This window comes from Lactobacillus helveticus DSM 20075 = CGMCC 1.1877, assembly GCF_000160855.1.
GTDB lineage: Bacteria > Bacillota > Bacilli > Lactobacillales > Lactobacillaceae > Lactobacillus > Lactobacillus helveticus.
In genome coordinates, this window is record NZ_GG700752.1 from 482,017 (window position 1) to 494,444 (window position 12,428).

General features: G+C 39.0%; 10 protein-coding genes. All 10 read right to left on the reverse strand.

The window, feature by feature from the left end; genetic code table 11:
- Positions 1-239: 239 nt before the first annotated feature.
- Complete coding sequence (locus tag HMPREF0518_RS02250) at positions 240-824, reverse strand: restriction endonuclease subunit S (protein ID WP_003625669.1); 585 nt, start codon at positions 822-824, stop codon at positions 240-242.
- Positions 814-2,436: a type I restriction-modification system subunit M gene (locus HMPREF0518_RS02255; protein WP_003625671.1), complete on the reverse strand. Its 1,623-nt coding sequence runs from the start codon at positions 2,434-2,436 to the stop codon at positions 814-816. The genes HMPREF0518_RS02250 and HMPREF0518_RS02255 overlap by 11 nt, the downstream gene beginning before the upstream one ends.
- 13 nt (positions 2,437-2,449) lie before the next feature.
- Positions 2,450-5,617, reverse strand: coding sequence for a type I restriction endonuclease subunit R (locus HMPREF0518_RS02260; protein WP_003625672.1), 3,168 nt, complete (start codon positions 5,615-5,617; stop codon positions 2,450-2,452).
- Positions 5,618-5,677: 60 nt separating this feature from the next.
- A complete protein-coding gene (locus tag HMPREF0518_RS02265) occupies positions 5,678-7,009 on the reverse strand; it encodes an ATP-dependent helicase (RefSeq protein WP_311317985.1) in 1,332 nt (443 codons plus the stop codon).
- A gap of 3 nt (positions 7,010-7,012) precedes the next feature.
- Entirely contained in the window at positions 7,013-7,444 is a 432-nt protein-coding gene (locus tag HMPREF0518_RS02270; protein WP_003625674.1) for a UvrD-helicase domain-containing protein, read from the reverse strand.
- Positions 7,434-9,488 (reverse strand): ATP-dependent nuclease, encoded by a 2,055-nt coding sequence (locus HMPREF0518_RS02275; RefSeq protein ID WP_023192936.1) that lies wholly within the window; start codon positions 9,486-9,488, stop codon positions 7,434-7,436. Before HMPREF0518_RS02275 ends, HMPREF0518_RS02270 begins: the two co-directional genes overlap by 11 nt.
- A 163-nt stretch (positions 9,489-9,651) precedes the next feature.
- Positions 9,652-10,032, reverse strand: a complete 381-nt coding sequence (locus HMPREF0518_RS02280; RefSeq protein ID WP_003625677.1) for a hypothetical protein — start codon at positions 10,030-10,032, stop codon at positions 9,652-9,654.
- Positions 10,025-10,345: a hypothetical protein gene (locus HMPREF0518_RS02285; protein WP_023192937.1), complete on the reverse strand. Its 321-nt coding sequence runs from the start codon at positions 10,343-10,345 to the stop codon at positions 10,025-10,027. The genes HMPREF0518_RS02280 and HMPREF0518_RS02285 overlap by 8 nt, the downstream gene beginning before the upstream one ends.
- Positions 10,338-11,639 (reverse strand): Y-family DNA polymerase, encoded by a 1,302-nt coding sequence (locus tag HMPREF0518_RS02290; RefSeq protein ID WP_003625681.1) that lies wholly within the window; start codon positions 11,637-11,639, stop codon positions 10,338-10,340. The genes HMPREF0518_RS02285 and HMPREF0518_RS02290 overlap by 8 nt, the downstream gene beginning before the upstream one ends.
- Positions 11,640-11,873: 234 nt before the next feature.
- Positions 11,874-11,951 (reverse strand): putative holin-like toxin, encoded by a 78-nt coding sequence (locus HMPREF0518_RS11035; RefSeq protein ID WP_076661461.1) that lies wholly within the window; start codon positions 11,949-11,951, stop codon positions 11,874-11,876.
- Positions 11,952-12,428: the final 477 nt, after the last annotated feature.

Sequence of the window (12,428 nt, forward strand, 5' to 3'; positions counted from 1 at the left end):
ATTAAAAACGTGCCAAACAGCAACATCAACGAGAGTGTCTGGAAGACGCTCATTGACTGTGAAACCTTCTTGAAGATTATTCCATGTTCCCATGGGCCTCACCTCGCAAGGGAAAAGACAGCCACCGTCCTTAAAACTTCCTGCGTAATCCATTATACAGGTGAATTAAGTATTGACCAAGCACAATAAAAATTAAGTCAGGGGTTTTCTTAGGATCCTAAATTTGATCAAATTAAGAATCAGCAAAACATCTTTTGTAGATACCCCTTTTTAAGTTCTTGGAGTTTTTCAAGCTTACGCTGATGAAGAGTTATAAGGTGATCAAGTTGTTGGAAAAATGAGCCAATTTTTTGTTGTTCCTCTTCAACTGGTACCATAATTTTGGCGTCTTTAATATCGTTTGAATTGATACTTTCAAATGTTGAACCTGTGCTGTAACGAGTCCAATATCCGGTTAATTTCATTTTTCCAAGTTGTTGGAAGATAAATTCATTTCCTTTAATTGCTGCAACACCGCGGCCTAGAACTACGTCATAATCAGTCTTCCCAATATCTCCAACTGGTGCACGAACACTTAAAATTAAATCACTTTTTTCAGCTTTCTTAGTAATTTGTGTAGTCCAAACTCTTGGAACAACACGACCGTTTTTCATATCAGCATTACCTTGAACAAGAATGTAGTCATCTGGATTTTTTGTATAGTTTTCAGAATTTGGAGATTGACCCATGGTAAGTTGGGCTTCTTCTCCCAACTTACGCTGTTCCCAAGGATCAGTGAAACCTTTAAATCTTAATTGCGGATATTTAGCTTGGTTATCTTTCATTGTGAGCCTCCGGTTTTGACTGATCATTAACCTGGGTGGCCACTAACTGGCTAGCTAATTCATTAAAGGCTTGTTCATTCTGACTGATTTCCTCATCCAGTTGCTTTAGATCAGCTTTGACCTGGTTCAGATCAATCTCGGGTTCCGGCTCAAACGTATCAACGTAGCGCGGAATATTTAAATTATAATCATTCTCTTTGATTTCTGCCGGTGAGGCCACATGGGCATATTTATCGACATCCTGCCGGTTTTGATAAGTTGTCACAATTTTTTGAATATTGGCTGCCGTTAGCTTATTTTGATTCTTGTCCTTTTCAAATTCCCGGGACGCATCAATAAACAAGACGTTATCAGTGGTTTTATGTTTCTTTAAAATCATGATCAACGTTGGAATACTGGTGGAATGAAAAATATTAGCGGGTAGCCCAATAATGGCATCAATCCGGTTATCCAGCAGAAGCTTTTGGCGAATTTTGCCTTCCTTAGCCCCCCGAAATAGCACGCCATGGGGTAAGACGATGCCCATAGTTCCATGCTCCTGCAGATGATAAAAGCCGTGTAGCAGAAAGGCAAAGTCGGCTTTTGATTTAGGCGGTAAGACACCATAATCACGGAATCGAGGGTCTGACAAGCGTTTGTCGCTGTTATCCCAGTGCGCCGAGTAGGGCGGGTTCATAACGACGGCATCAAATAAGTAAGGCTCGTCAACGGGCCAATCTTTACTTAACGTATCCCCGTTGCGTAAGTGCATATCGTCATACGAGACTCCATGTAACATTAGGTTCATCCGGGCCAGGTTATAGGTCGTGGTGTTCAATTCTTGGCCGTGATAACTCACTAAATTGGGGTCTTGCACGTGCTGTCCGACATTTAATAGCAGTGAACCGGAACCAACCGCTGGATCATAAATAGTCCGCACTTGTTTGTCACCTGCATTGCGCTGATAAGTCACAATCTGGGCAATAATGTCGGACACCTGCCGTGGAGTATAAAATTCACCCGCCTTCTTACCAGAATCACTGGCAAATTGCGCGATTAAGTATTCATAGGCGTCACCTAAGACGTCGCCTTGATGATGGACGAGATCAATCGCATTTAAAGCTAACATGGTATCACTGATAGTTTGATTCCGTTGTTGTAAAGAACTGCCTAATTTATTACTACTTAAATCCACATCGGCAAACAAGCCCGAAAAGTCTTGCGCTGACGACAGGTTTTGCGTCGACTGTTCCAGATCATGAAGTGCTTGGGATAAATCATCTAATGCAAAAGTATGGGCTTGAATCTTGCCAATCAGGGTGGTGTACAACGCTTGTGGTTTAATTAAATAGCCGAGCGTGTTTTGCAAATACTCCACTAAACTGGGCTGCACCGAGACGCCTTCCAATTCAAACTGCGGATCCATATACTGAGCATATTTCTGAGTGACATTTTCGGTTTCACCCGCCCATTCACTAAAGGTCGTCAAGGTTTTCTCAGATAGGAACCGATAAAAAATTAACCCTAATAAATAATTTTTATATTCAGAAGCGTCCATTTTCCCGCGTAAGACATCGGCCGCATTCCATAGGGCGCTTTCAAGTTGACTAGCTTGCATTGTTTTTTCTGACATTGTTTAACCTCACTTATTTTTGTAGATAAATTGCTAAATCGTGTTCAATAAACTGCCGCCAAGCGGCCTGGGACTTAATCCGGTATAGTGGCAACATAGCTGGAATCTTCGGCCCAGTGGCAGTTTGAGCTTGTAAGGCCGCTGCTAAATTCGCTGACTGCGTTAATTCTTGTTCATGGTGCCATTCATCAGTCCCTACGGTGTGTTCACGCGCCACCCGCAATAGGGCTGCTTGATCTAAGCCCCACGTATGGGCAAAGGTCGTCGTTTTTTTGACCAATTGTTTCTGGGCGTAATCAGCCACCAACTCACGAGCATTCAACGCTACTGGCGCTTTATTTTGGTTACTCTGTTGCTGCGACTGTTGCATTTGTTGCTTAATATAGGGCATGGCTTCGCGAATTAACTGGGCCTGTTGCGGTTGCGTTTCTGCTAATTTATTCAAACTAGCCTGTACTTTAGCGTTGCTTTGCAAATAAGCAGTCATATGCGCTTGGGCTTGATCAGATGTCGTGTACCGTTGCTGTTCATCAATCCAATCTTGAATTAATTGCGTCAAATAATCATAATCCACCAAGACGACTGAACCAACGGCTAGGGAAAAGTCTAAGGCAGCTAATTCTTCGGGGACTTTCTCAGGCTCTTGGTTAGTAACCGCCGCTTTAATCCGCAGATATTTACCCGTATAGGATTCTACTTCGGGCTGAGCGATACCAAAGGCCTTTTCACTGTTTTCCCAAGTGAAATCGTTGTACATCGATAAGGAATTCAATTGCTGATTCACTTGGCGAAAGGCTTTCACAAACTGTACCTTAGCAGTGGTTCCTTTCAGGTCATCGGCCGCCGTCGGCGTCGGGGCAATGGTTTTTAAATCGACCACGGCCTTTTGAAATTTTAAGACAGCCTGCTGATAAGTGGGACGCATGATGACATTAAACGAGCCTTCGCCACTATATAACTTGTAAGCTTCACGTTCATTCGCTTCCATGATTGCCGGGACCCGAAAGGTCACAATTTGGCCTTCTTGTTTTAATTCTCGGTTTTGGAGCCGGTTGGTGCGTGAGTAGGCTTGAATGAGTTCTTGATAGGCTAAGGTACGGTCAACAAAAAGCGTATTTAGCCGAGGGGCATCAAAACCCGTTAATAACCGCCGCACCACAATCACTAGATTAATTTCCTGATCCGGTTTCAAATGAGCAAAGACCGCTTCACGCCGGGCGGCCCGTTTTGCAACATCTTCGTTATAGAGATTCAAATCGGCTAAATCAAAATTAGTGTGATACTGCCGATTATAATCTTTTAAAATGGTGGCCATTTGGTCATGTTTTTGCGCACTCTGATCTTCGTTTTCACTTAATGAATAAGTAATCGCAATCCGGGGCCAATCAGGATCTAGCTGATTGTGAGTAGTCTTTTTAGCGGCTTTAAAGGCTTGATAATAGCGTTGCGCCATTTCAATGGAACTGGTGGTTAAAATCGCATTGTAGTTGCCATGCCCCAAGCTGGTTTTACGTGGGCCGGTGTCTAAAATATATTGAACAACTTGTTGGATATGTTCATCAGTCTCAAAGTCAGCCAGAGTTAAATACGTTTCTTCCAAGTCCTTGACTGACATCGCTTGAATCTTGGCTTGAATTTTTGCTTCATCAGCTGTACTCAGCAGGCGGCCTTGCTTATCACGACGAGCTTTAACACGATTGGTTTCTTTTTCGCGGGCCCGGTTTATTAAAGCGTCTTTATCAATCGTTGCCACGTGTTCCACATTAAACGGTAACACGGCTTGATCCTCTAGCGCATCTCGCAAGTTATAAATGTGACAGACTTTACCAAATAGCTCCTCAGTCGTAACTGCTAGATCACCCTTGAGCTGTTTCTTATTTTCATTAAAGATTGGGGTGCCGGTGTAACCATACCAGTTACTATTGACAAACGCTGCGCGAATTTCCTTTTGCATCTTACCAAATTGCGACCGGTGGGCTTCGTCAACAAAGAAGATCACCCGTTGCTTTAAAGTTTTACTAAAGCGGGATTGCTTACCAGTTGCCAGCTGGGCTTGCGTTTTTTTGACCGCCCGATGAAGTTTTTGAATCGAGGTGACCAAGACCTTACCGTCATTTTGTTGCAACTTACGCATTAAATCACCGGTGTTTTGGGCTTCGTTAATGGCAATATCGTCATTGGCAGCATAGGCACTAAAGTTGCTAGTTGTCTGTTCATCTAAATCCCGCCGGTCAACTAAAAAGATGACCTTATCCACACCAGGATCTTGCGCAGCTAATTTAGCAGTTTTATATGAGGTGATTGTTTTACCAGAACCTGTGGTATGCCAAACAAAGCCATCCTGATGATCATGAATCCGGTGCATCACGGCTTCAATCGCATAAATCTGGTGAGGCCGTAAGATAATTAAGCTTTGCCGCTCTTGGTCAATGACCGTATATTCACTGACCATTTTGTGGGCCATGGGAATATTAAGGACTTGGCGCGTAAACGCTAAGCCGTTTTCCACGGGGTGATTATCCCGCGTCCGCCAATTGAACAAAAAGGCTTTATTGAAATGATCCGGTTCGGCATTCGCAAAATACGCCGTACTATCCGGCGTCATAATCACAAACATTTGCAGCAGCGAGTAAATTCCCTTATATTTACCTTCCTGCGCGTATTTTTCAATTTGATTAAAAGCCTGGTTAAGTTCGACCGTGGCTTTTTTTAGTTCCAATTGAATTAAGGGTAACCCATTAATCAATAGGGTTACGTCAAACCGGCGATCAGGATAGACATCTTGGGTACCAGCTAACCGTGGTCGCACTGCTTGCCGGACCACTTCATAACTAGATTTACCGCCAGCGACGTCCGCTTTCCAAAACAACTCAAGCGTCACCGTGCCCAGCTTAGCATCATCACGTTCAACTTCCACTTTGCCAATGCCATTTTCGGCGGCTAGTAACTTAGCCGCTTCGTAAGGTGTCGGGACCTCAATCGCCCGTTTAACCTGATTAAATTCGGTATCAGTTAAAGGGTGTCCCTGCAATTTAGCATAGTTATTGTTATTTAATTTATCGCGAAAATTAGCCCATAATTGATCCGGCGTCGCACCATACAGGTCTTTGCGTTCCACCCATTGATTGCTTCCAGTCGTTAAGGTTTTAACAACTTCTTTTTCAAACGATAGTTCTAGCATAAAAACAGTTCCCTCCTTTGCTTTTATTCACCAGGTTATTGTACGCAAAATAATTTGCATTTAGACTTCGGAATTTAATATATCAAGAATATCCTGAATTTTAACTAAACCAGTGGCTTCAATCTGCTTTCTTATATTTTTGTTTAACGACGGAATAGAAAAAAACAGTTCATGTCTTGCGCGACTCATTGCAACATAATAAACCCTGTCATCCTCATTACTTCCACTAAGGCTTGGTTTTAGTAAAAACGAAAAATTACTTTCTCTTTTTTTGCCACTGTCATCTATCATAATGAGCACTGCATCTGCTTCATCACCCTTGGATTGATGAATAGTCCTAAATTCGGAGTTAGTACCTTCTAAGGGAACATCAGACAATAAATATTTGACTTTCAACCCTAAAAAGCATTTATTTCTTCCTGTAATCTTCTTCATTATTTTCGAAATGTTATCAGAATTTGCTTCATGAATATTCTTATCAAGAAGAATCTCGTTGAACCATGTACTAATATCACGATTCAAGTAATTATTAATTTTATTGTAAGCATAATAAAACTTTGATATGACATATTTTTCGTCAGCATTTGTTTTTTCGTAAGAACGGAAGAAAGATGAAATACTGGCGTTTATTTGACCCTCAGAAGCTAACTTAAGTGATTTTATAATACTATAGATGAATCTTCCTCTATCATCAGTGCGCATCTTATTGATATTATCCTTAATTTTTTTAGAAGGGGCACTGTAATTCGGTTTTATTTGTTCAATATAGTCGTTACTGTAACTAATGATCATCTTGGAACATGCTGAGTTTTGGGGGTGATTTTTTAAAAACCAATTAACAACTAATCTAGGGTCTCCAACCACTATAGTTGGCTTAGGACCTGGTATGTTCTGTAAAATTTGAGGATCCTTCCCAGAATTTTCTGTAATTCCATTTAAAAGTTTAATTATCGGGTCGCTGCTCCGGTGATTTATATTAATGCAATATTTGTTTAGTTTCGGTAGACTGAATTTTCTAAAGGTTTCCAGACTTGAATGCGCAAATCCATAAATTGATTGATTCTCATCGCCAATAACTCCTACTTTGCTTCCATTATCAGCTAAAATACTAATGATTTCAGCTTGGATTATTGAAGTGTCTTGAAATTCGTCAATAAAGATAAATGGGAAACTATTAGAAATCAGTTTAGCAACAAATGGATTGTTTTCTAAAATGATTAATGATAACAACAAAACATCATCGTAATTGATGATGCCGTTTTTCCAACATGATTGTTTATATTCCATAAAAAATTTAGGATCATTTTTAATAGGATATCTTTTATTTGGAACTCGTGTATCTTTCTGATCAATAGTAAGACTGTAATGATCATTCAGCTTCTTAAAATATATACTTTAAGAAATACGATCCCGAATATTGTCATAATATGTCATATACTGGCATTTATATTTTTGGCAAAGCTCTTTAAAATCAGAAAAACTCGCTAATTGATGAGGGGTAATTGTGAGCTTCTTTGGTAAAGAATATTTGCCTTCTAATAACCATGAGTATGGTAAAAGTATAAATTCTGATAGAAAGCTGTGTATTGTTGAAACTTGCGTAAGACCAGATGTATATCCAATACGCCTTGAAAGATTATCGGCTGCAACATTCGTATAAGTAATCGCCAATACCTTTCTTAATGTGTTTATTTTTCCAGACTCTTTAATTATGTGATGAATATGGTTTACTAAGAATTCTGTTTTCCCTGAGCCGGGGCCAGCTGATACCAAGAAATTTTGATTAATATTTATGTTCTCATGAGATGATACTCTTTTATAATCCATTTTTATCTGCGATCCATTTGAAACATTTTTTGATGTATTTTGGCACTGTAATAGATTTACCACTACTTATTTCTTCGGAAAGTTCTTGCGCATAAAGGCCCTTATCTTTAATTGAATATAGAAACATTGTTCCTAGATATAGCTTAATTAACTTGGAATCAGTAATTTCTGATAAATCATTAGTATTGTGATTTTCCTTGAGTATTCCGTCGATTTGTTTAGATCTTTCGTTCTGGAAAGTATTCGATATTTTTTCAATACTCAGATTTTCAATGCTCATTTGTTTCAAATTTTCCCATGCATCACAATATCTCATAGAATCGTGAAAGATCAATGGCATTAGATCAGGATTATCCATATACAACTGATATTCAAACGTCCAACCTTCATTAGACTTATAGTCAGAATCTTCATCTTGTGAGAACACTTTAATATTAGCCGATTTCAAAGCCTTGATACTTTCTATATTCGGATTTTTGTTGTCAGGTTCCGCTTGAAATATTGGCGGACAGGATTTGTTTTGCTTTCCTTGAACAGGATCTAAGTCCGTTAGACAGGCAATCTGCTTATATATTGCGGTATTAGGATTCTTATTTGTATCAAACATTCTTAAAAAGGGAATGAAATAGCGCCCAGACAAATTAATAATAGAAATATGTCTGTTTTGTATGTTAGATGTATCGGCTTTCATAAATTGCGGTATTAGCATTTGTTCCGCTAACCCCTCAATAAAAATAAGTTGATTAGTAAAAAACAAATTGGATCGTGTGACATCTAAAAATCGTTCTACAAATTTCTTGTCTTTTGGATTATCGATAAACGTTTCCCCAGGATATCCAATTTTAACACCACTTTTATATTTACTGAGAACAATAAGATCATCTAAACTAGCAGCAGCTGTAATATTAGGAGAATGCGTGGTTATAATCACCTGCTTTGCTGTTTCACTAGTTGTACCATCCTTGATATTATTTTGTAAAAATTTTAAAAAATCATATTGCATATCAGGATGAAGATGTGCCTCAGGTTCTTCTATTAATAGAAATGGAAAAACACTTGAATTATCACCAAAATAAGAATTGTCACGACTTTGCTGAAGTTCAGCTAATACTAAAGAAATATAAATTAAATTGTTATATCCTAGCCCATTTAAATTTATTGGCACATTTGATTCACCATTTTTAACAACTAAACTAAATTCTTTTAGGATATCGTGATCATTTAACGCACTATTGAATTCTGGTTCTTCACCATCAAAAGTAGCCCCGGTTTGGCTTGAATACTTCAGCATTTCCTTTTTACCCTCTTTAAATCTAGGGCTAAGATTATTCAATAGTTTCACAGCCAGATCATGAAAATCTTTATGTCGCTTTTGCATCTTCTTTTCGATGTCAGATTTTTTCAACTCTTCATTGCTTTTTAAATCGTAATCAATGAAAAAATTTAAAAGTTTATTGAGTAGATATTTGTTTCCCGAATTCATTCTTTTTTCAGCATCTCGAATAGCTGGCAAATATTGGCAATTAAAACGACTTAACGAATTATCCATTAATGGTTGTGCGGACTCTCCTACAAAATATTTTCTTTGGTATTTTGGAAGAAACTCATCTTCCAACTCTAACCAGACACTGCCTATATCGTCTAAGTCTTTTACGGCGTCCAGATATGCTTTTTCATATTTAGTTGGAAGTTGAAACTGCATAGTAATCTTTGCCTTATATGGATTATCTATATCAGTCAGCCAATTGCGTATTGCTAGAAGATCGTCGCTATCACTACCTTCTTTGTTTGATTTTTGCAAGTTAACTGACACAGTGATTTTAGGAGAGCAGTTTTTCAATTCTTCTTTTGTTTCAGTCTTACTAAAATCATTTATATCTAATCCAAATTTATTTTTGTCGAAGATTAATCTTATCGCTGATATTATCGTGGTTTTTCCAATATTGTTGGGCCCGACTAAAATGTTAATTCCCTCTGTAAAACGAATTATTTGTTTTTCCTTAAAAGTTCTGAAGTTTGTTATTTCAACACTTGATATGAACAATTTAATATTCTCCAATCTTATAGATTGTTATAAATTTAATGTTAATCCATCTTACTAAATTATACTCTATAGTGTTGTACAGTTGACTTCTAAAGGTTAGATATCTCAGAATGTAGGGCAAAAAATGCATTTAAATATGAAGGACAGATCAACCACTAAATGTTTATACTTCTCCTTTATAAACTATATTTCGAATTTCTAGTAGTGGGATAAACCGATCAGAATCAACCACAATCTCATTGGCATTGTAACCATGAATCAAGGTGGTGATATCTCGTAAATGGCGGTTGTTTTGGTCAACCGTTTTTAATTGAATGGTCACTGGTTGCTGACGCTGATATGCGTCCGCCAATACCTCGGTAATTGTTGCTAAGGATTGTTGCGGTCGTGGAACGTATACTGCATTCAACTGCTGGTTCTGTTGGTTTAATGCGGCAGTATGATCGGATAAATAGAATCCCTGCCATTTCATCATGCCCCGGTCATGGTAATCATGTTCAAAAAAATGCTTAACCGTGGCTAAATCAAATTCTTGATTATTCAAGGGGCACCCGCTTTCGTTGAATCAGCTTTTGACTTGCCGGCCACCGTTCCCCAGTAAAGCCGACAAATTCGATCGTTAGTTTTATATCCTGTCGCAATGTTTTTAACAGCTTTTCTAAATCAGCTAAATCGTAGTGTGCTAATTTATGTAAGGGAACGGATTGCAAGCGCTCGTTAGCCCGTTGACTGTTAAAAAACAGATTATAGGTCTGATCGTAGGTATCATTAGTCAACATTAACCAATAGCGGGTTTGGGGACGCCGCTTAAACAATCGGGTTAACCGCCCCTTAATAATCTCGATATCGCTATTCATAGCTATTACCTCCATTATGTCCGCCCACTAGTGAAGCCCGCTTGATAGCGGTGCCTCCCTTTAATAAACTGGTCGCGTAAACTAGTTTGGTGAACCCAAATTGCCGGTGAATTTCATCAATCACTTGGTTTAACCGGCTACGGCGAATTTGGTTGTGCGGGGTTTCAAATAAATTAAGTTGTTGGCCCGAGTTGGCACTTAGTTTACTGCTATAAACACCAATATTCCGGACAGCTTGACCGTCCCAATTCTGACGGAATAACCACAATAATTGTTGTGTCAAAACTTGATTGTCATTAGTTGGTTCAATTTTTAAAGTCTGGTTAAAACCACCGCGACCATCTGCTTCAGCTGCAGCATAGGAAAACCCAATGCTTAGCGATAGACAACCGGCCAGTTTATGATGGTGCCGGAGACGAGCCGCCACCTGTTCCCCAATTTCTTTAATGACCGTTTCAATTTCGGCTTGGTTAAAATAGTCCCGTGGCAACACTTGTGAATTACCCAGGCTAGCTGCTTTAACCTTAGTTGGTTCCGTAACTTGCGCGCGATCAATTCCCCAGGCCGTAGCAAATAACTGGCTACCAATGACGCCAAGCTGCTGTTTGAGTAAATAAGGGTTGGTGTGGGCTAGCTCATACATATTGTGAATTTGAAGCCGGTTCAAACGTTTAGCCATACGGGGGCCAATCCCCCAAACGTCCGTTAATTCGTTGATTGACCAAATCTTATCCGGCACCGTTTCGTAATGAATTTCACCGATCAATTCATGATTATGTTTAGCGTAAAGGTCTAAGGCTAATTTAGCTTGCACCGGATTGTCACCAATTCCCACGGTGGTGTACAAGCCTAGCTTTTGCCGAACTGTCTTTTGAATCAAGCGTGCCACTTCGCGAACAGAATTGCCAAACAGCCGCCAAGTATGGGTCATATCAAGAATACTTTCATCAATCGAATACGGCCAAACCTCTTTTTCAGTGGTAAATTGATGAAAGATCTGATTGATCTGCAAATTACGTTGAATATAAAGGTTCATACGCGGTGGCACGACCCATAACTTGGAGTCATTGGGTAAGTCACGTTTACGGGAGACATTGGCTTTAAGATGAAATACATGCTTAGCTTCGGGTGACGTGGCTAAAATAAGCCCACCATTGGTATTTTCAGCTTCACTAAGGACCACTAACGGGACTTTTAAGGGATTAAGGCCCCGGGCAACGGCTTCGCAACTAGCATAAAAGGACTTGTTATCGATTAAGAAGAACACGCCATGCGGTTCATCATCAAAAAACATTTAGATCACTTCCGTTAGCTTTTACCTGTATTGTAGCATATAAAGCAAACGTGTGTTCCCTAAAAACTGGCAGAAAGTTGATTAAAAATAGTCGAAAGTCCATTATAGTCATGCTATAATGTAGACAGAAAAAGGGAAGCCCCGCTAGAACAGGACTTCCCATGTAGAGCCGTTAAAGACGGTGGCAGATTTTAACGATATTTAATAACCGCTAGCTGACCAGAGCTAAGGCGGTTATTTTTTTTGCTGACTTTTGATCAGCTCAACAATCAATGCAATTAAGGCTACGATAAAGGTACCGAAAGCCAGCATTAATTGTAAAGCGTCCGCAACGGACACTTAGGCTACTCCTTTCGTTAGGATTTATGGGCTTTAAAGGTTTAACACCATAAGCACCACCTCCGATTGGAAATAGCCACCGCCTTAACTTCTCTACTTGATTTATTATACAGGGAATCTGTATTACTATCCAAGCTTTAGAACAAATTCGTTGGATCGCTATATTACTAGTGAGAACCAATTTAGAAAGATTAATTTTAAGTTTAATCCTTATATTACTAGTAGAACACGATGAAATTTGGAAGAAGGTTTAAAGAGTTGGTGACGTAAAACAGTAAGATTCTTGATAATTTTAAAAATAATAATGCAACTGAAAACAAATAAGAAAGAAGAAGCTAAGATGTCAAAGAGTATTAAAGTTAAAAAGATATGCAATGGTAACAAAGAATCAAAAGATGTATTAAGCCAATATTTAAGAATCAAAGAATTAGAAAATTCATTAAACCTATA

Bases quoted from the DNA above. Each gene is read 5' to 3' on its own strand.
- HMPREF0518_RS02290 (WP_003625681.1), bottom strand. From the start codon at position 11,639: ATGTTTTTTGATGATGAACCGCATGGCGTGTTCTTCTTAATCGATAAC.
- HMPREF0518_RS02260 (WP_003625672.1), bottom strand. From the start codon at position 5,617: ATGCTAGAACTATCGTTTGAAAAAGAAGTTGTTAAAACCTTAACGACT.
- HMPREF0518_RS02285 (WP_023192937.1), bottom strand. From the start codon at position 10,345: ATGAATAGCGATATCGAGATTATTAAGGGGCGGTTAACCCGATTGTTT.
- HMPREF0518_RS02250 (WP_003625669.1), bottom strand. From the start codon at position 824: ATGAAAGATAACCAAGCTAAATATCCGCAATTAAGATTTAAAGGTTTC.
- HMPREF0518_RS02255 (WP_003625671.1), bottom strand. From the start codon at position 2,436: ATGTCAGAAAAAACAATGCAAGCTAGTCAACTTGAAAGCGCCCTATGG.
- HMPREF0518_RS02270 (WP_003625674.1), bottom strand. From the start codon at position 7,444: ATGGATTATAAAAGAGTATCATCTCATGAGAACATAAATATTAATCAA.
- HMPREF0518_RS11035 (WP_076661461.1), bottom strand. From the start codon at position 11,951: ATGCTGGCTTTCGGTACCTTTATCGTAGCCTTAATTGCATTGATTGTT.